This is a genomic window from Salinivibrio sp. ML323, from assembly GCF_001995745.1.
In the GTDB taxonomy this organism is placed as follows: domain Bacteria; phylum Pseudomonadota; class Gammaproteobacteria; order Enterobacterales; family Vibrionaceae; genus Salinivibrio; species Salinivibrio kushneri.
Map to the genome: position 1 here is coordinate 1 of NZ_MUES01000002.1, position 19,662 is coordinate 19,662.

Consider the following 19,662-nt stretch of genomic DNA (forward strand, 5'->3'; position numbering starts at 1 on the left):
GCTCAGTTGGGAGAGCACCTCCCTTACAAGGAGGGGGTCACTGGTTCGAGCCCGGTATCGCCCACCACGCTTTAAAGGTTTTTGTTTGAGAATCTTTAGAACGTGGTTTATTTAGCAATAAACGACATGCTCTTTAACAATCTGGAAAGCTGACAAGTCATTCTTTAAGAATGACAGTAAAGTTCTCAATCAGTGACATGTAATGTCACTCACACAATCAAGTGTGCTTGGACTTTGTCTTATTGAATCAATAACGACAAAGTTTCTATTTGAGTCCGGCAAAAACAAAACCTTAATTGGTTGATGATTCAACACTCAGTGGTTTTGCGACGTAGATTTCTTTTTTAGGCAACGCGCGCGAGACTTTTGCCGCCGGGAGCGTAACGTGTTACGTGACCAAGCAAAAGTTAAGCAAGAGGCAGCATAAAAGAGAAAGATCAAGCAAAAAAGACCTCTTGGGGTTGTATGGTTAAGTGATTAAGCGTAGACGGTGGATGCCTTGGCAGTCAGAGGCGATGAAGGACGTATTAACTTGCGATAAGCCCAGATAAGGCAGTAAAAGCCATTTGAGTCTGGGATTTCCGAATGGGGAAACCCACCTGCATAAGCAGGTATCTTAGCGTGAATACATAGCGCTAAGAGGCGAACTCGGGGAACTGAAACATCTAAGTACCCGAAGGAAAAGAAATCAATTGAGATTCCGGCAGTAGCGGCGAGCGAACCCGGAGCAGCCCTTAAGCGGCTTAGGCGTTAGGTGAACAGGTTGGAAAACCTGGCAATAAAGGGTGATAGCCCCGTAACCGACGGCGCCTTAGGCGTGAAAACGAGTAAGACGGGACACGTGATATCTTGTCTGAAGATGGGGGGACCATCCTCCAAGGCTAAATACTCCTGACTGACCGATAGTGAACCAGTACCGTGAGGGAAAGGCGAAAAGAACCCCTGTGAGGGGAGTGAAATAGAACCTGAAACCGTCTACGTACAAGCAGTGGGAGCCCCATCACTAAGACACTTCATCTTAGTGAGACGCTATCACTTTGTTGATTGGGTTAACCACGCGCAGCGTGGGTCAACCACCCAATCAAGCAGAGGTGACTTAGTGATGGGGTGACCGCGTACCTTTTGTATAATGGGTCAGCGACTTAATGTAAGTAGCTAGGTTAACCGCATAGGGGAGCCGTAGGGAAACCGAGTCTTAACTGGGCGACAGTTGCTTGCATTAGACCCGAAACCGAGTGATCTAGCCATGGGCAGGTTGAAGGTTGAGTAACATCAACTGGAGGACCGAACTCACTAACGTTGAAAAGTTAGGAGATGACCTGTGGCTAGGGGTGAAAGGCCAATCAAACTCGGAGNAGGTTAACCGCATAGGGGAGCCGTAGGGAAACCGAGTCTTAACTGGGCGACAGTTGCTTGCATTAGACCCGAAACCGAGTGATCTAGCCATGGGCAGGTTGAAGGTTGAGTAACATCAACTGGAGGACCGAACTCACTAACGTTGAAAAGTTAGGAGATGACCTGTGGCTAGGGGTGAAAGGCCAATCAAACTCGGAGATAGCTGGTTCTCCCCGAAAGCTATTTAGGTAGCGCCTCGGACGAACACTACTGGGGGTAGAGCACTGTTAAGGCTAGGGGGTCATCCCGACTTACCAACCCTTTGCAAACTCCGAATACCAGTAAGTGCTATCCGGGAGACACACGGCGGGTGCTAACGTCCGTCGTGGAGAGGGAAACAACCCAGACCGCCAGCTAAGGTCCCCAAGTTATCGCTAAGTGGGAAACGATGTGGGAAGGCTCAGACAGCCAGGATGTTGGCTTAGAAGCAGCCATCATTTAAAGAAAGCGTAATAGCTCACTGGTCGAGTCGGCCTGCGCGGAAGATGTAACGGGGCTAAGCGATACACCGAAGCTGCGGCAATGNGGAGAGGGAAACAACCCAGACCGCCAGCTAAGGTCCCCAAGTTATCGCTAAGTGGGAAACGATGTGGGAAGGCTCAGACAGCCAGGATGTTGGCTTAGAAGCAGCCATCATTTAAAGAAAGCGTAATAGCTCACTGGTCGAGTCGGCCTGCGCGGAAGATGTAACGGGGCTAAGCGATACACCGAAGCTGCGGCAATGTCCTTATGGATATTGGGTAGGGGAGCGTTGTGTAAGCTGTTGAAGGTGTGCTGAGAGGCATGCTGGAGGTATCACAAGTGCGAATGCTGACATGAGTAACGATAAAGGGGGTGAAAAACCTCCTCGCCGGAAGACCAAGGGTTCCTGTCCAACGTTAATCGGGGCAGGGTAAGTCGGCCCCTAAGGCGAGGCCGAAAGGCGTAGTCGANTATTGGGTAGGGGAGCGTTGTGTAAGCTGTTGAAGGTGTGCTGAGAGGCATGCTGGAGGTATCACAAGTGCGAATGCTGACATGAGTAACGATAAAGGGGGTGAAAAACCTCCTCGCCGGAAGACCAAGGGTTCCTGTCCAACGTTAATCGGGGCAGGGTAAGTCGGCCCCTAAGGCGAGGCCGAAAGGCGTAGTCGATGGGAAACGGGTTAATATTCCCGTACTGCTGCTTACTGCGATGGGGGGACGGAGAAGGCTAGGTGGGCCTGGCGATGGTTGTCCAGGTTCAAGGGTGTAGGCTGTAATCTTAGGCAAATCCGGGATTACACACGGTCGAGACCCGATGTCGAGCCACCAAGGTGGTGAAGTCATTGATGCCATGCTTCCGGGAAAAGCCTCTAAGCTTCAGGTAAGTAGCAACCGTACTCCAAACCGACACAGGTGGTCGGGTAGAGAATACCAAGGCGCTTGAGAGAACTCGGGTGAAGGAACTAGGCAAAATGGTACCGTAACTTCGGGAGAAGGTACGCTGCCCACGGTGAAGTCCCTTGCGGATGGAGCTATGGGCAGTCGCAGATACCAGGTGGCTGCAACTGTTTATTAAAAACACAGCACTGTGCAAAATCGAAAGATGACGTATACGGTGTGACGCCTGCCCGGTGCCGGAAGGTTAATTGATGTGGTTATCGCAAGAGAAGCCATTGATTGAAGCCCCGGTAAACGGCGGCCGTAACGAAGCGGCGACGCCAGTTGCTGTGGAGCCATCCTTGAAATACCACCCTTGTATGTTTGATGTTCTAACTTAGCCCCGTTATCCGGGGTGAGGACAGTGCCTGGTGGGTAGTTTGACTGGGGCGGTCTCCTCCCAAAGCGTAACGGAGGAGCACGAAGGTGGGCTAATCACGGTCGGACATCGTGAGGTTAGTGCAATGGCATAAGCCCGCTTAACTGCGAGAGTGACGGCTCGAGCAGGTACGAAAGTAGGTCATAGTGATCCGGTGGTTCTGAATGGAAGGGCCATCGCTCAACGGATAAAAGGTACTCCGGGGATAACAGGCTGATACCGCCCAAGAGTTCATATCGACGGCGGTGTTTGGCACCTCGATGTCGGCTCATCACATCCTGGGGCTGAAGTCGGTCCCAAGGGTATGGCTGTTCGCCATTTAAAGTGGTACGCGAGCTGGGTTTAGAACGTCGTGAGACAGTTCGGTCCCTATCTGCCGTGGGCGTTGGATGATTGAGGGGAGCTGCTCCTAGTACGAGAGGACCGGAGTGGACGAACCGCTGGTGTTCGGGTTGTGTCGCCAGACGCATTGCCCGGTAGCTAAGTTCGGCACAGATAAGCGCTGAAAGCATCTAAGCGCGAAGCTGGCCCCGAGATGAGTCATCCCTAGAGCTTCGAGCTCTCTAAAGGGTTGTCGTAGACGACGACGTTGATAGGCAGGGTGTGTAAGCGCTGTGAGGCGTTGAGCTAACCTGTACTAATGGCCCGTGAGGCTTAACCATACAACACCCAAGAGGTTTTGGGTTGGACTCGAAATAAAGCCAGTTGATTGTGGCGAGAACGAAACAGCTTTCTAGATACGTGTTTTGACTGAAAGGTGAAGACACACAAATTTTGCTTGGCGACCATAGCGCTTTGGACCCACCTGACTCCATGCCGAACTCAGTAGTGAAACGAAGCAGCGCCGATGGTAGTGTGGGGTCTCCCCATGTGAGAGTAGGACATCGCCAGGCTTGCTTTCTTGTTTTCAGATTTTTGGAAAAATCTGAAGGCAAAAACGCTTATCTTGCTGATTGCTCGATGCTTNCAAATTTTGCTTGGCGACCATAGCGCTTTGGACCCACCTGACTCCATGCCGAACTCAGTAGTGAAACGAAGCAGCGCCGATGGTAGTGTGGGGTCTCCCCATGTGAGAGTAGGACATCGCCAGGCTTGCTTTCTTGTTTTCAGATTTTTGGAAAAATCTGAAGGCAAAAACGCTTATCTTGCTGATTGCTCGATGCTTGTGATAACGATGATGCTCATGTATTGGCATACACTGCGCGTCTCGATTCAACACCCTCATCGCATCAAACAAGATAACTTAATTAGAGCTTAATATTGAGCTTTAGTTAGCAAATATTTAAGCATCAAAGCAATGATATGTAAGACTTTGATGAGACAGAATTGGTGCGGAGTGGTAGTTCAGTTGGTTAGAATACCGGCCTGTCACGCCGGGGGTCGCGGGTTCGAGTCCCGTCCACTCCGCCACTANACACCCTCATCGCATCAAACAAGATAACTTAATTAGAGCTTAATATTGAGCTTTAGTTAGCAAATATTTAAGCATCAAAGCAATGATATGTAAGACTTTGATGAGACAGAATTGGTGCGGAGTGGTAGTTCAGTTGGTTAGAATACCGGCCTGTCACGCCGGGGGTCGCGGGTTCGAGTCCCGTCCACTCCGCCACTACTTTAGAAACCCTAGCTGATAAGCTGGGGTTTTTTGCATTTAAGCTCCCCTGAGCCAGACGTCTTGGTCGCGGCACTTGCAGTGCGCGTTGACTCCCGTCCACTCCGCCACTACTTAGAAACCCTGCTAAATTTAGTAGGGTTTTTTGTTATTGGCCAGGTTCGCCCTGCGGGCGAATGAGTCCCGCAGGGTGGCCTGCCCATTGTCCGCAATCCCGGCCCTCCGCCACTACTTAGAAACCCTAGCTGAAAAGCTGGGGTTTTTTGCGTTTAAAGCGCCCCTAAAGACATAAAAAAAGCGCCTTGCGGCGCTTTTAATGGTTTAGGCCATGCCTTGGATGACCACAAACTTTTCTAGGAGCTGATCCTCGGTCTCGACATTATCGGGATCGGTGATAATGCACTTGGAGATCGGGCAAACCGACTGGCACGTCGGTTTTTCGTAATGGCCTTTACACTCGGTGCATAAATCGGGCTCGATCTCAAAGATCTCGGAACCCATAGAGATGGCCCCGTTGGGACACTCGGGTTCACACATATCGCAGTTTATGCATTTATCGGTGATGAGTAGTGCCATATCACTTACCCGATGGGTTACGTGTATCTTGTCCTGATTGTAGGTTACGCATCAGTAGCGCGTATTCTAGATCCATATCTTCTGGCACAGGAATAAATACGAAATGACCGCTGCCTTTGGCATCTGTGATGGTTTCTGACTTACGATTTTCCATCGCTTCTAAGGTGAAATGAACATTGCCGCGTGGCGTCATTAGCTCCATGCTGTCACCGAGCATAAATTTGTTTTTCACTTCCACTTCAGCCAGATCGCCACGGCGCTTGCCAGTAAACTCGCCGACAAATTGCTGTTGGTCAGAAACCGAATAGCCATAGTCATAGTTTTGGTAGCTATCGTGGGTGTGTCGACGTAAAAAGCCTTCGGTGTAGCCCCGGTGTGCAAGGTTCTCGAGGGTGTTCATCAGGCTTTCATCGAATGGTTTACCGGCCACGGCATCATCAATTGCTTGGCGATACACCTGTGCGGTGCGTGCGCAGTAATAGAAAGACTTAGTGCGGCCTTCGATCTTTAGCGAGTGTACGCCCATTTGGGTCAAGCGCTCAACGTGCTGAATGGCGCGTAAGTCTTTTGAGTTCATGATGTAGGTGCCGTGCTCATCTTCATAAGCGGCCATCAACTCACCCGGACGTCCGCCCTCTTCGAGCAATACCACATCATCAACCGGCTCGCCTTTACCCAGGGTTGGGGTCACTTCTTGAACTTGTACGACTTGGCCTGCGTCGTCTTCTTTGCCTTTATGAACTTTGTAGTCCCAACGGCAGGCATTGGTGCAGGTACCTTGGTTTGGATCGCGCTTATTAATATAGCCTGATAGCAAACAACGACCAGAATACGCCATGCATAGCGCGCCGTGAACAAACACCTCAAGCTCCATTTCAGGGCAGTGTTGGCGGATATCTTCGATCTCTTCCAGTGCTAGTTCACGCGATAAGATCACACGCTCAATCCCTTGCTGCTGCCAAAATTTGACGGTCGCCCAGTTAATCGCATTGGCTTGCACGGAAAGGTGGATTGCCATATCAGGGAAGTGCTCACGCACCATCATAATCAAGCCAGGATCCGACATGATCAGCGCATCAGGGCCCATATCGATAATCGGCTTGAGATCGCGAATAAAGGTTTTGAGCTTGGCGTTGTGCGGCTGAATATTACAAACCACGTAGAATTTCTTACCCTGTGCATGGGCTTCATCGATGCCGATTTTCAGGTTCTCGTGGTTAAATTCATTGTTGCGCACACGCAGGCTGTAGCGTGGCTGACCGGCATACACGGCGTCGGCCCCGTAGGCGAACGCATAGCGCATATTCTTTAGGCTACCGGCGGGAGAGAGTAATTCTGGCGTAAACATAATTCCAAGCTTGAGTCTGAGTATAAGTCAGGCACCTTCACGTTGAAGGTGAGTGTGGGCGCCATTTTACTGTGACATTGCCCACACTACCAGCCGAATTTACCTAATCTTTGTAGGGATTAGTTAGTCGGTTTTTAAACCGCCTAAAGCCGTGAATAAGCCTTCTAATAACGTGTCGAGCTCGCCGCACATCAGCGATAAGTCAGCATCAAGGCGGGCGGCAACATCTTCTCGGTCGATGTCAGCGTTTTGATCGCGGATCTCTTCAGAAAATTTCAGGCGCTTCAGGCTCAAATCATCGCCTAATATGAAGTCGATTTGCTCTTGCCAGTCCATGGATAACTTGGTGACTTGTTTGTCTGCCTCTAGGTGCGCCTGAATTTCGTCACTGGTGAGATCTTGCTGTTTGCATTTAATCACCCCACCTTCTTCGAGTAGCGCTTTGAGTTCTGCCTCATCACCGAGGTGAAAGCCTTGCGGCGCTTGGCCTTGCTTCACCCATTCGGTCATCGCGTGCTCTGCTGGGATCTCGGTTTCAGCCGGTACGACAGGTAAGCTGCCGATAGATTTTCGCAATAGCGCGAGTAACTCTTCGCCTTTTTTGATGCTGGCTGCATCAACTAATACCAGGCCTTTATCGGCCATGATCAAGGCACACATCTGGCTTTGGCGCGTGAAGGCACGTGGCAAGAGCTCCATGACCACATCGTCTTTTAGGCTATCTTTCTCGCGCTTTTTCAGGCGTTGCCCTTGGGCTTGCTCCATGGCGTCGACTTTCTCTTCTAAGGCGTCTTTGATCACCGAGGCGGGGAGCAACTTTTCTTCTTTGCGAGCGCGGATCAGGATATTGTTACCGCTGACATGCGTAAGCATATCGCCGTGCTTACCCAGCGCATTGTCCCAACCAAACTTTTGCATGTCCTGGCTGCCACACGGGGTAAAATCGAACTCTTTGAGCTGGCTTTCCAATTGGGTTGGATCGAGAGGAATATCACGGGTAAGACGATAGACGAGTAAATTCTTAAACCAAATCATGGCGAGGCTTTATCCATCCTGTTGTGAGAAAGGCAACATGGTATTGCATTCACTCTCGAATGTCGCTGCAATTAGCGTAGAATTTAACCCTGCTCGCGACTTCAGCGAGACAAACTTGCCCAACTTCCTCAACGAATGGATTACCTCAGTTGTGTTAAAAATCATTCATACCTCCGATTGGCATCTTGGTCATCAGCTGCATGGTTATGATCGCCAATATGAACATCAAGCTTTTCTCGATTGGCTTAAGCAATGTCTCATTGATGAGCAAGCCGATGCCTTATTGGTGGCGGGAGATGTGTTTGACAGTGCTAACCCACCCGCCAGTGCTTGGCGGATGCTGTATCGATTTTTAGCTGACATTGCCAAAGCACTGCCAGACTTAAATGTAGTGATCACTGGCGGGAATCATGACTCACCTAGCAAACTCGACGCCCCACACGAGCTACTCAAAGCCTTTGATTTACACTTAATTGGCGCCATCGCGAGAGATGGAGATGGCGATTTAGATACTGAACGTATGCGCGTGCCAATTACCGATAAGTCAGGCGAGGTCGCGGCTTGGGTATTGGCAGTACCTTTTTTGCGAAGTGGTGATTTACGTACAGAAGGGCTCGATGAAAAGGACGATCGGCTTATTGAGGGAGTGCGAGCTATTTATCAGCAAACGGAGCAAGCGGGGCGTGAGAATGCGCGCGCTGATCAGGCATTGATAGCAATGGGCCATGTGTATATGGCCAGTGGCGAGTTATCAGAGATGTCAGAGCGACGCATTCTGGGGGGGAATCAGCATGCGCTGCCGGCAGATATTTTCAGTGAGGATATTGCTTATGTCGCACTCGGGCATTTGCACTTAGCCCAGCAAGTGGCGAAACAATCCCGGATCCGTTACTGCGGCTCACCGATTCCACTATCGTTATCAGAGCGACATTATCGGCACCAAGTATTAGCCGTGACCCTTGAAGACAACCAGCTACAAAGCGTGGTGCCACATTATGTACCGCGTGCGGTAGATTTATGGCGAGTGCCGGAACAGCCCGCACCGCTGGAGACGGTACTCGACGCCTTGGCGGGGCTTACGCTTGAGCCTTTACCGCTGTCGCAGCAGCCTTTGCTTGATGTCCCTGTTTTATTGGATAAACCCCAGCCGATGTTAAGAGAAAAGATCTTAGCCGCGCTAGAGAGTAAACCCGTACGGCTTGCGAAAATTACCCCTCATTATCGAGAACAACCACAAACAAGTGGCTTTCGGCAACAACGGTTATCTGAGGTTGAGCCTTATCAGGTACTGCGTCATGGCTGGCAGCAAAAGTATCAAGGTGAACCGGATACGGCGTTATCAGCAACGTTTTCTCAGTTATTGGCGCAACTGGAACAGGACGAGGATCAATAAACGATGAAAATCCTGGCATTACGTGGCGAGAATTTGGCCAGCATTCAACATCCGTTTGCATTGGACTTCTCACAAGGACCACTGGGTGACAGTGGCTTGTTTGCGATCACAGGCAAAACGGGCGCGGGAAAGTCGACGCTTTTGGATGCGATTTGCTTGGCGCTTTACGACAAGATCCCGCGCTTTCAGTCCAATAAAAAGCATGATGCGGATATTGGCTTAGGTGACCCGGCCACTCGGGTTAAAGCCAATGATGTGCGTAGTATCTTATCGCGTGGCAAAGGTGAGGGATACGCAGAGGTTGATTTTGTCGCCTATGACGGCAGCCGTTGGCGCGCACATTGGTCGGTACGCCGGGCGCGGGGCAAGGCGGATGGCCGCATACAGGCGAGCGAGCACTGGTTGGAGAACCTCGCCACAGGCCAACGTATTGCCGGTAAAAAACAGGAAGTACTCAGTGAAATAGAGCGTCTCGTTGGTCTCAGTTATGAACAGTTCCGCCGTGCGGTGATGTTGCCGCAAGGGGATTTTGCCGCTTTCTTAAAAGCGTCTGCTGATGATAGAGCGGCCTTGCTTGAACGGATGACAGGCACTGAGATATATAGCCGACTGTCGCAAATGGCACACGAGCGGGCCCGCGATGAAAAGCAAGCACTGGATCAACTGACCCAACAGTTGGGCGATATTCAATTACTCACGGATGATGAAGAACAGCAACTGCATCAAGAGCAGGCGCAATGCCAGCAGCACATTCACGATTTACAAACTCAGCTGAGAAAACTCAATGACTACCGCCAACAACACACGCACCTTGCCCAAGCGCAGCAGGGTGTCGAGACGGCTCAGCAGGCGCTCGATGAAGCGAGTGAAGCGCGAGAAGGCATTGCCGCGCGGCGAGAGGCGTTGGATGAGATAGAGCGAGTGCAAGTGGCGCGCGATGACTGGCAAGCGGTGCAGACTACCCAATGGCAACGCCAAGCGCTCACACTCGAAAGCCATCAACTTGCACGCGAAGAGCGCGAGATTGCGCAAGCATATGAACAAGAGGCCGAACGCTGGCGCGCCGCCAACCGAGCATTGGCTGAGGCCGAGCAATATTGGGCGGATATTGAGCCTAAAGTGCGTGAGGCGCAGCAAATCGATACGCAATTGTCCGGCATTGAGCGGCAAATGCACGATCAAAACGTGGCGTTGAATGAGCAGCAGCAAAAGTATCGTCATGCTCACCAGTCACTCGTCCATGCGCGCGAACAAGCCGAGCAACAGCAACGTCGCGAGACGGCGTTAGAACAAGAAATCGCGCAATATGGTGACTTCTCGCATGTGGCGGAGCATTATCAGCCGGTGTTCGATAACCTGCGCCAGTACCTCGATTGCCAAGACACGCTCTCGGCGCTGCAAGAAGAGTATCAAGCCCGTTATCATCAGCAGCAACATTGGCAGCCGCAACGTGACAAGTTGGACAAAGACATTGCCCAAGTGGATGACAGTAGTGCGCAGCTGAAAGCCAAGCGACAAGCGCTGGATCCTGAGGCGCTGCAGGCAAATCAAGACGCAGATCAGGCGCGGTATAGCAAATTGCACACTCAAAAGCAGCAGCAAGACGCGGTGCTCAATGAGGGGAAAAACTGGCAGTATTGGCAAGAGCGTTGTCAGCATAATCAAGCGGAGCTGGAAAAACACCAAGCATTGTTTGCGGACAGCCAAGCCCATGTAGCCCACTTGAAAGAGACACTAACCCGTGAGCAGGCTCAGGTGGAGGAGGCACAAAACAGCCTCCAACAGGCGATGGCGGTGGTCGAGCTTGATGATCTTCGCCAAACCCTACACGAGGGGGATCCTTGTCCGCTCTGTGGGGCCACCGAACATCCTTATCTGCACCATGCCCCCGCGATTGAAGGCATGATCGCCCAGCAGCAAGCGCGTGTAGACGCCTTGCAAGCCTCGTATAACCAGCACAATGCCGAATACTATTATTGGCAGAAACAGCACCAGCAAAGCCAGCACGCGTGCGCCGAGCTGAGAGAACAGGGAGCTGTTTGGCAGGCTGAGCGACAGCAATGCGAACGCGAGGTGTATGCCGCGATCGCTGAGCTGGATGAAGCCATCGACTTATCACGTCCACTCAGTGACATCCTCAGCGAGATTGACGCACAGGCGCAACAAACCTATGCCGAGTATCAAACCTGTTATCAAGCGATGACGGAGCGCCAACAACAGCTTGCGCACGTGCAACAAATGGATACGGCCATCGCGGAACTCCAACATGCACGTGAGCAGCGAGTGGCACGACGTCATCAACTTGATCAGTCACTGACTGAGTGTGAGACACGACTCAACGCGATTGATGAGCAATGGCAACAGCAACACGCGCAACTCACGCGCGTCAGCCAATCGTTGGATCAGCAGTTAGGTGCTGGGCAATGGCTGGCGAGCCTGCAACAGGTGGGGGCGGCGCATTATATCCGCCAGATGGAGCAAAAAATTCAGGCCTACCAGGCGCTGCAAGATGAAAAAGCGGCGCTTGCTGAGCACAAACAACAAAGAGAGACCGAATTGGCCACGCTCTCGCAGCAGTGTCAGAGCTTGTCGGAAGATATTCAAGCACGGCAAGCGCAATTGGTCGTGTTGGCGCAAGAGCATCAACAACAAAGTGTCGCGCGCCAAGCACTGATCCCGCAATCAGATTTAGAGGCGTTGGAGCGAGAATATAAAGCCGCCATCGACGGGCAACGGGCGCAACGTAACTACGCTGAGCAGGCGTATACGCAGGCCAGTGAAAAGCGCGCGGGCGTACAGGCGCGCCAGCAAACTCTCGATACCCAGCAGCGTGAGGCGGATCAGCGCTACCGCGCAAGTGTTAGACGTTGGATCCAATGGCAACCGGAGCTTGGTGTTCATCAGTATGATTTAATTACCGCGCTTTCTTACAATGAGGCATGGCGAGCCAATGAGCGGCAGGCTATCAGCGATGTTGAGGCGCGTTATCAAGAAGCAAAAACACGCCTTGATGAGCGTCAGCAACAGCTTAGTCATTGTCAGCAGGCCATCGCTGATGCAAGTGCTTGGCTAGCGACGCAGCAACTCGCGGAGGATGAGGCATCACTTGGCGCGCAGCAAGCGAGTTGGCAACAAGCACTTGAAGAAAACGAGCAGCGTCTCTTCACCCTCCGCCATCAATTGACGGAGTCGGAAAAAGCCAAACAGCAAGCCGGCTCGCTGACCGAAAAAATCGAGGGACAGCGGCAGCAAACCGAGCAATGGTTGAAATTGGCCGACCTGATAGGCTCTGCCAGTGGCGCTAAATTCCGTAATCTTGCGCAGTCGTTAACCTTGTCCCAGCTGGTCGAGATTGCCAATGAGCACTTGGCGTCATTGTCACCACGTTATGCATTGCAAACGGTACCGGATAGCTTGCTGGCGCTACAAGTGGTCGATCATGATATGGGTGATGAGGTGCGCAGTGTCGAATCACTGTCTGGCGGAGAGAGCTTTTTAGTCTCGCTCTCGCTGGCGCTAGCACTGGCCTCTTTAGCGGCAGATACCCGCCAGCTTGGCTCATTGTTTATTGATGAGGGCTTCGGCACCCTAGATCCTGACAGCTTAGAAATGGCGCTCGCCTGCTTGGACACTCTGCAAGCGGATGGCCGACAAATTGGGGTGATTTCGCATGTGAATACGCTGGTTGAACGGATTGGTGCGCAAGTGCGCGTAGATAGCCAAGGTGGTGGCGCAAGCAGAGTCATGGTGACACAGCAAGGTGTTGGCTAGGTCACAGCCTGTCGACACAAGGGGAAAATAGCTCGCGCTGGGTCACAAAAATGTCATAATAAATCCACATAATGGCGCCAGTTCAATGATAACACTAGGTAATTATCATGGTTAGACGGATTCTCGTTGTTGAAGACGAAGCCCCCATTCGCGAGATGCTTTGTTTTGTGCTTGAACAAAAAGGTTATCAAACGGTTGAGGCAGAAGACTACGATTCGGCACTGGCGCAAATATGCGAGCCTTACCCAGAAATGATCCTGATGGATTGGATGTTACCTGGTGGATCGGGGCTCAATCTTATTAAGCACTTAAAGCGGGAAGAGTTGACCCGACAGATTCCTGTGGTGATGCTGACCGCACGGGGCGAGGAAGAAGACAAAGTGCGAGGCCTGGAAGTAGGCGCAGATGACTACATCACCAAACCTTTCTCGCCGAAAGAGCTGGTGGCGCGATTAAAAGCGGTGATGCGCCGTGTATCGCCGACAACCTTGGATGATGTTATTGAAGTACAAGGGTTGAAACTTGACCCTGTCTCGCACCGAGTGACCGCCAATGATGAGCCGCTAGACATGGGGCCGACCGAGTTTAAGCTGTTGCACTTTTTCATGACCCATCAAGAGCGTGTATATAGCCGCGAGCAGCTACTCAATAACGTGTGGGGCACCAATGTCTATGTTGAAGATAGAACGGTCGATGTGCATATTCGTCGTTTGCGCAAAGTGCTAGAAGCCGGTGGGCACGCTAAATTGGTACAAACGGTACGCGGCGCTGGATACCGCTTTTCAACACGTAGTTAAATCCGGCCTACATCAGGTGTAGGCTGCATGGAGACGCAATGGTCGAACGACTGTCTTGGAAGAAGCTAGCCTGGGAGCTGGCTTTTTTTTATTTACCTTGGTTTATTATAGGCTGGCTGTTTGGTGGCCTACCTTGGCTATTGCTTGGCGCTACCGTTGCCATGCTGCTTTGGCACCTGCATCAGCAGGTCAAGCTGTCCGATTGGCTTTGGAAAGACAAAAGCCTGATGCCACCCTCTGGCACCGGCTCCTGGGAGCCTTTGTTTAATGGGATTTATCGCTTACAAAAGCGTAATCGTCGTCGCCGTAAGGAGCTGGCGAATCTGATTCGTCGCTTTCGCAACGGGGCGGAATCTTTACCGGATGCGGTGGTGGTGTTTGAGCGTGACGGTGCCATTGTCTGGTGTAACAAATTAGCCCAAGAGCTGCTTGGCTTGCGTATGCCTGATGATAATGGTCAGCATATCAGTAACCTTATCCGCGCCCCTGAATTCGTCAGCTATATAGCTGATGCCAACTACGATGTGCCGCTTGAGATGCGCTCTCACCTTAATAGCGCGCGCACACTTGAGTTCCGGACCATGCCCTATGCGGAAGGCGAATATTTGATGGTGGTGCGTGATATCACTCAGTTGAAGCAACTGGAAGGGATGCGCCGCAACTTTTTCGCCAATGTTTCACATGAGCTACGCACGCCGATGACGGTGTTACGTGGCTACTTAGAAATGACGGAAGATCCAGAGATGGTTGTCGGCCCCATGTGGCCCAAAGCACATGGGGTGATGACCGAGCAATTGTCCCGGATGGAGTCACTGGTGGAACAGCTTTTGACCTTGTCTAAAATTGAAGCAGCGGCCAAGCCTGAGTTGGATCATCTTGTCGATGTGCCAGCCATGCTTGATGTGCTACAAAAAGAAGCCCAAGCTTTAAGTGGTGATAGTGAGCATGTACTCACGTTTGAAGTCGATACCAGCCTTAAAGTAAAAGGCAATGACGACCAATTACGCAGTGCGATTTCCAACCTAGTTTATAACGCAGTAAAGCATACTCCGCCCAAAGCTGGGATCACTGTGCGTTGGTATCGCGCAAGCAAAGGCCCACGCTTGGAAGTACAGGACAGTGGCGAGGGTATCGCGCCGCAACATCTGGATCGGTTAACCGAGCGTTTTTATCGGGTAGATAAAGCCCGCTCCCGTGAAACGGGTGGCAGTGGCTTAGGGCTGGCGATTGTAAAACATGCGCTCAGTCATCACGATGCGGAATTAGATATTCAAAGTGAACTCGGGGTAGGGAGCACGTTCTCCTTTACCTTACCGGAGCGGTTAGCATGTTAAAGCGGTTTTTGGCCACAGCCTGCCTGCTATTGAGTGTGGCGAGCCTTAGTCATGCTGACACCCTGCCTGATTATCAACGTAGCAGTGGTATATCCGGTAACTTGAGCTCAGTGGGATCAGATACCCTAGCCAATATGATGGCCGCTTGGACGGAAGGGTTCAAACGGTTGCATCCCGGAGTGAATATACAGCTACAAACGCCAGGCTCTGCCTCCGCCGCCCCCGCGCTGGTGGAAGGGACAGCCCAACTTGGCCCCATGAGTCGTCCGATGCGGGTCAGTGAAGAAAATGCGTTTCAAGCACGTTTTGGCTATCCTCCTACCGCGGTCCCCGTTGCGGTGGATGCGATGGCCGTCTATGTCCACCAAGATAACCCTTTACGCGCCATCAGCTTTCAACAGCTGGATGCGGTATTTTCTCGCACGCTTTGGTGTGGCGCGAGTCAGCCGGTGGCAACCTGGGGGCAATTAGGCTTATCAGGCCGTTGGGCCAACCGAGATTTACAATTATTCGGCCGCAACTCGGTATCCGGTACCTATGGTTATTTTAAGCAAGCCGCGTTGTGCCGTGGGGATTTTCGTGCCGATGTGAATGAGCAGCCTGGCTCGGCGTCAGTGGTGCAGTCGGTGGCCTCTTCGCTGAATGCTATCGGGTATGCAGGAATTGGTCATCAGGCCTCTGGCGCGCGCATGTTGGCGATTTCACACCAGGGAAAAGCGGCGATAAAGCCCACCCCTTCAGCGATTCGAACGGGTGAGTACCCCCTTACCCGTTATTTATATTTGTACATCAATAAAGCCCCCAATCAGCCGCTGGCGCCCCTTGAATCGGCATTTATGCGTTATATTTTGTCGGCGCAAGGGCAGAAGGCGGTGAGCCAGCAAGGCTATATTCCCTTGCCGGCTCAAGCGGTGCGCGCGCAAAGACAAGCACTAGGGCTGGATGCATCGCTAAAAGACTAGCTGCGAGATAATTGGCTTGTGAGGGACTCGGCGTTGCGCAAGCGAACGCTTGGCGCGCGCTTAGTCACTAAAAGTCAGCGTCCAGTTTACGGATTGCCAGTATTGCTTTTCGGCTTCCAAATCCGCCGCGAGCAAGCGGTTTTCTTGCAACCACCCTGTCGGGAAGGTGAGCTGCCATGCCCCTTTCTTGTCGACACTGAGAGCAACCTCTGGCAAGGCCTCGTCGTTACGCTGTGAATGCAACACACAGGCTAACCGTAGTGCGCAAATCAGCGTCTCGATGAGCTTAGGTTTAAACAAGGTAAACTTAGGCATCTCGTTGAGCTTTAGTGCCTTACGATGGAAGCGCGCGAGGGTGGCAAGCACGGTTTGCTGCTCTTGGTTAAACCCAGGTAAGTTGGTGTTGCGCAAAATATATGCAGAATGCTTGTGGTAGCCAGGATAACCAATGCTTAACCCCACTTCGTGCAGCAGCGCAGCCCAATTCAAAAGCCCGGCGAGCTCTGCTTTTTTGCTGCCCTTATCCGGCTCGGCTTGCGCATAAAAATACGCCGCTGTATGTTGCACGCGACGGGCGTGGCTCAGGTCGATGTTGTAGCGTGCTGCCATATCATCCGTCGTGCGACCACGGATATCGGTACGCTGAAAGCGGTCTTCCATTTCATAGAGCAACCCTTCACGTAGTGCACCATCAGAGAAGCGCATCGATTCGATGGCAAGCGCATCAAATATCCCAGAAAGAATCGCGACGCCGGCGGCGAAAACCGGTTGGCGGTCAGGCGATAAGCCGGGCAAGTCGATACTGTCGCTGTTTTTAAATTTCAGCAGCTTTTCGATCAGGTTATCTAACCGCTTACGGGTGATAATCCCATCTTCATCACCGAGACCGATAATCACTTCACGAATCGCTTTGATGGTGCCTGACGCACCGAGCGCCACTTGCCAGCTGGCTTGGCGGTATTGAGACGCTAAGCTTTCTAGCTTTTGTTGGGTAGCCAGCTGTGCGGCGGCAAATTGCTTAGGCGTAATGTTGCCTTTGGGGAAAAAGCGCTCGTTATAACTGACACAGCCAACCCGTTTACTGTTAACCAGTGCGGGCTCAAAGTTATCCCCGATCACTAATTCTGTACTGCCGCCCCCAATATCAATTACTAATTTTCGGCCAACGTTTTGCTGCGTATGGGAGACGCCCATATAAATAAGACGCGCCTCTTCCTCCCCAGAAATGATTTCAATCGGGTAGGGTAAAACCTGTCTCGCCCGTTCGATGAAGGTGTCGACATTGCGCGCTTGGCGCAAGGTGTGGGTCGCGGCGATACGGACATTTTCCATGTCGAGGCCGTTCAACCGCTCAGCAAACATGGCTAAGCACTCGACACCACGGCGGATCGCCTCATCACTGAGGCGATGTTGATCATCCAGCCCGGAGGCCAGTCGCACACGTTGTTTATGACGACTCACTATCTGCAGTCCTTCGCCAACGACGCGCGCGACGACCATATGAAAACTGTTAGAGCCGAGATCAACCGCTGCGATTTCGCGAGGCTTATTTTTTGACTGGGGGTGTGTCATGTTGCAACTTTTCCGCGTTTTTGAGTTCTTGGCGCTCCACGTGTTTAAGGTAATCATAGATCTCGGTTTGCGAGCGGATCTTCTTTTTGTTACCGCGTTTTACGTAGGCGTTAGACATGGCTTTATCGATAACGCGGGCTTTCGCGCGATCGGAAAATTGAATTTCTAAGACCGCCATGATGCGATCTTTCAGTCTGGGATCGCGAATGGGTGCCCCAACCTCAATGCGGTTATCGATGTTGCGGGTCATCCAATCGGCAGACGAAATATACATATCACGTTCGCCGCCGTTTTCAAAGGCAAACACGCGGGGGTGCTCTAAGAAGCGGTCGACAATACTGATCGCTTTGATATTTTGACTGACTCCTTTAACCCCAGGCACCAGCGAGCACATGCCGCGCACAATAACGCGGATTTTCACCCCTTCATTACTCGCTTTGTAAAGCAGGTTCACCAAGCCTTTGTCGACCAGATTGTTGACCTTGAGGGTAATACCAGCCTTACGCTTGGCCTGTGCATGTTCAATTTCACGTTCAATCAATTTATACATACGCCGCCGCGAGTTACGTGGCGAGACAATTAAGTGATTGAACTTAACAGGACGGTAGGGATTTTCAATAAAATCAAAGACTTTACGAATTTCTGAAGTCAGCTGTTGATCCGCGGTAAATAAGGCAAAATCGGTATAAATACGCGCTGTTTTCTCATGAAAGTTGCCTGTGCCAATGTGACCATAATCGCGTAGCACCCCGTCTTCACGACGAGAAATCAAACACAGTTTCGAGTGAATTTTGAGCCCAGGGGTGCCAAACACTACTTTTACACCAGCATCCGTGAGCACCCGTGACCACTCGATGTTAGCCTCTTCGTCAAAGCGCGCCTGGAGTTCAACGACCACGGTGACACGCTTGCCATTGTTAGCGGCATCAATCATTGAGTTAATGATGCGGGAGTTTTTCGCTACGCGGTACACATTGATACGAATACTGCGCACCTTAGGGTCAAAGGAGGCCTGGCGCACCAGCTCGGTCATATGCCGGAAGGTATGGTAGGGATAATAAAGGAGAATATCGCGTTGGCGAACGGCCTCAAATGCGTTGTTTTGTAGTTGAAAATCTGCTGACTCGAATGGGGGCAGAGGCGGGTTTTCCAAGTATTTACGCCCCACATTCGGAAAGCCGATAAAATCGCGAAAGTTGTGATAACGCGCACCCGGTAAGACACTGTCGTAGTCGGAGATTTTTAATACCTGAATCAACTTGCTCACCATTTCTGGCGGCATATCGCGTTGATAAACAAACCGAACGGGCAGGGCGGTTAAACGCTGATCCAAGCTTTCTGACATATTCTCAAGCAGGCTGTGCTCCACTTCATTGGTCAGATCGTATTCTGCGTCACGGGTCATTTTCATCGCGTACGCTTCGACCGTGTCATAGTCGAAAAAGCCACTAAAAATTTGGTCTAAACACAAACGAATGATGTTATCGAGTAAAATGATGGTTTTACGCTGCCGTTTTCCTTTTGGCTCAGGGACTTTAACAAAGCGTTCTAGCTCATCAGTGGGGATCTCTATCAGCGCATACTTGGGCTCTTCCCCTTCTTTTTTCAGCTGAACGGCGAGGTAAGAATAGGCGTCTTTCAAAAAGCTTAAAACATCGACGTCTTTGTTAAGCATGATTGGCGTGATGTAAGGCAAAATATTGCTTCTAAAATAACGCCTTAGCCACTGGGCTTGATGATCAGAGAGTTGACGTTCGTTGACTAAAAAAATGTGGCGGCGGGCCATTTCTAGCAAGATATCATTGTAAAGATGATCAAAGTCTTGATTCAGCTTGACGACTTTCGCTTGAATCTTGCTCAACAACTCTTTGGCATGACTTTCTACTCCCCGCTCCTCATCAATGATGATGCGCCGTTTCACGTCGGCAAACCGTACTTGATAAAATTCGTCAAGGTTGGATGAAAAAATGCCTAAAAACCGGACTCGCTCAATAATCGGGACGCTTTTGTCTGCAGCTTCTTGCAAGACACGTTCATTAAAAGAAAGCCAGCTAAGTTCTTTGTCGACATGATAAGAGTCTAAAGTCATA

10 protein-coding genes, 2 tRNA genes and 3 rRNA genes are annotated in these 19,662 nt (G+C 51.3%); 10 read left to right on the forward strand and 5 right to left on the reverse strand.

All coding sequences use genetic code 11. The features are described from left to right. Nucleotides 1-467: 467 nt before the first annotated feature. The 5 genes from BZG13_RS01610 to BZG13_RS01630 all read left to right on the forward strand — a co-directional run bounded on the left by BZG13_RS01610 (nucleotide 468) and on the right by BZG13_RS01630 (nucleotide 4,781). Nucleotides 468-3,834 (forward strand): 23S ribosomal RNA (locus tag BZG13_RS01610). 115 nt (nucleotides 3,835-3,949) lie between these two features. Next, nucleotides 3,950-4,065, forward strand: a 5S ribosomal RNA gene (rrf, locus tag BZG13_RS01615). An 83-nt stretch (nucleotides 4,066-4,148) separates the two neighbouring features. After that, nucleotides 4,149-4,264 (forward strand): 5S ribosomal RNA (gene rrf, locus BZG13_RS01620). Between the two features lie 241 nt (nucleotides 4,265-4,505). Next, nucleotides 4,506-4,582 (forward strand) — tRNA-Asp (locus BZG13_RS01625). Between the two features lie 122 nt (nucleotides 4,583-4,704). Beyond that, a tRNA-Asp gene (locus BZG13_RS01630) sits at nucleotides 4,705-4,781 on the forward strand. 324 nt (nucleotides 4,782-5,105) lie between these two features. On the opposite strand, the gene BZG13_RS01635 is transcribed toward BZG13_RS01630, so the two are convergent. The 3 genes from BZG13_RS01635 to rdgC form a co-directional block, all read right to left on the reverse strand. Next, nucleotides 5,106-5,360: a YfhL family 4Fe-4S dicluster ferredoxin gene (locus BZG13_RS01635; protein WP_069363281.1), complete on the reverse strand. Its 255-nt coding sequence runs from the start codon at nucleotides 5,358-5,360 to the stop codon at nucleotides 5,106-5,108. A 1-nt stretch (nucleotide 5,361) separates the two neighbouring features. Further along, on the reverse strand, nucleotides 5,362-6,708 hold the full coding sequence (trhP, locus tag BZG13_RS01640; protein ID WP_077484526.1) for a prephenate-dependent tRNA uridine(34) hydroxylase TrhP: 1,347 nt from the start codon (nucleotides 6,706-6,708) through the stop codon (nucleotides 5,362-5,364). Between the two features lie 123 nt (nucleotides 6,709-6,831). After that, nucleotides 6,832-7,740 carry a recombination-associated protein RdgC gene (rdgC, locus tag BZG13_RS01645; RefSeq protein WP_198935498.1) on the reverse strand — a complete coding sequence of 303 codons (909 nt, stop codon included), beginning with the start codon at nucleotides 7,738-7,740 and terminating at the stop codon, nucleotides 6,832-6,834. A gap of 40 nt (nucleotides 7,741-7,780) precedes the next feature. On the opposite strand from rdgC, the gene BZG13_RS01650 reads away from it, so the two are divergent. The 5 genes from BZG13_RS01650 (at nucleotide 7,781) to BZG13_RS01670 (ending at nucleotide 16,000) form a co-directional block, all read left to right on the forward strand. Then, nucleotides 7,781-9,136, forward strand: coding sequence for an exonuclease SbcCD subunit D C-terminal domain-containing protein (locus BZG13_RS01650; RefSeq protein ID WP_077484530.1), 1,356 nt, complete (start codon nucleotides 7,781-7,783; stop codon nucleotides 9,134-9,136). A gap of 3 nt (nucleotides 9,137-9,139) precedes the next feature. Then, a complete protein-coding gene (locus BZG13_RS01655) occupies nucleotides 9,140-12,907 on the forward strand; it encodes an AAA family ATPase (protein WP_077484532.1) in 3,768 nt (1,255 codons plus the stop codon). A 107-nt stretch (nucleotides 12,908-13,014) separates the two neighbouring features. Further along, complete coding sequence (gene phoB, locus BZG13_RS01660) at nucleotides 13,015-13,704, forward strand: phosphate regulon transcriptional regulator PhoB (RefSeq protein WP_069363277.1); 690 nt, start codon at nucleotides 13,015-13,017, stop codon at nucleotides 13,702-13,704. A gap of 38 nt (nucleotides 13,705-13,742) precedes the next feature. Then, nucleotides 13,743-15,038 carry a phosphate regulon sensor histidine kinase PhoR gene (gene phoR / locus BZG13_RS01665; protein ID WP_069363276.1) on the forward strand — a complete coding sequence of 432 codons (1,296 nt, stop codon included), beginning with the start codon at nucleotides 13,743-13,745 and terminating at the stop codon, nucleotides 15,036-15,038. Beyond that, a complete protein-coding gene (locus BZG13_RS01670; protein ID WP_069363275.1) occupies nucleotides 15,032-16,000 on the forward strand; it encodes a PstS family phosphate ABC transporter substrate-binding protein in 969 nt (322 codons plus the stop codon). The genes phoR and BZG13_RS01670 overlap by 7 nt, the downstream gene beginning before the upstream one ends. A 60-nt stretch (nucleotides 16,001-16,060) precedes the next feature. On the opposite strand, the gene ppx is transcribed toward BZG13_RS01670, so the two are convergent. Both ppx and ppk1 read right to left on the reverse strand, forming a co-directional pair. Beyond that, nucleotides 16,061-17,572, reverse strand: a complete 1,512-nt coding sequence (ppx, locus tag BZG13_RS01675; RefSeq protein WP_077484534.1) for an exopolyphosphatase — start codon at nucleotides 17,570-17,572, stop codon at nucleotides 16,061-16,063. Continuing rightward, entirely contained in the window at nucleotides 17,547-19,661 is a 2,115-nt protein-coding gene (gene ppk1 / locus BZG13_RS01680; RefSeq protein WP_077484536.1) for a polyphosphate kinase 1, read from the reverse strand. The genes ppx and ppk1 overlap by 26 nt, the downstream gene beginning before the upstream one ends. Between the last annotated feature and the right edge of the window lies 1 nt (nucleotide 19,662).

Excerpts from the sequence above, each read along its gene's own strand:
- phoR (WP_069363276.1), top strand. The coding sequence starts at position 13,743 with ATGGTCGAACGACTGTCTTGGAAGAAGCTAGCCTGGGAGCTGGCTTTT.
- BZG13_RS01670 (WP_069363275.1), top strand. The coding sequence starts at position 15,032 with ATGTTAAAGCGGTTTTTGGCCACAGCCTGCCTGCTATTGAGTGTGGCG.
- trhP (WP_077484526.1), bottom strand. The coding sequence starts at position 6,708 with ATGTTTACGCCAGAATTACTCTCTCCCGCCGGTAGCCTAAAGAATATG.
- phoB (WP_069363277.1), top strand. The coding sequence starts at position 13,015 with ATGGTTAGACGGATTCTCGTTGTTGAAGACGAAGCCCCCATTCGCGAG.
- ppk1 (WP_077484536.1), bottom strand. The coding sequence starts at position 19,661 with ATGACTTTAGACTCTTATCATGTCGACAAAGAACTTAGCTGGCTTTCT.
- BZG13_RS01650 (WP_077484530.1), top strand. The coding sequence starts at position 7,781 with ATGGTATTGCATTCACTCTCGAATGTCGCTGCAATTAGCGTAGAATTT.
- BZG13_RS01635 (WP_069363281.1), bottom strand. The coding sequence starts at position 5,360 with ATGGCACTACTCATCACCGATAAATGCATAAACTGCGATATGTGTGAA.
- BZG13_RS01655 (WP_077484532.1), top strand. The coding sequence starts at position 9,140 with ATGAAAATCCTGGCATTACGTGGCGAGAATTTGGCCAGCATTCAACAT.
- ppx (WP_077484534.1), bottom strand. The coding sequence starts at position 17,572 with ATGACACACCCCCAGTCAAAAAATAAGCCTCGCGAAATCGCAGCGGTT.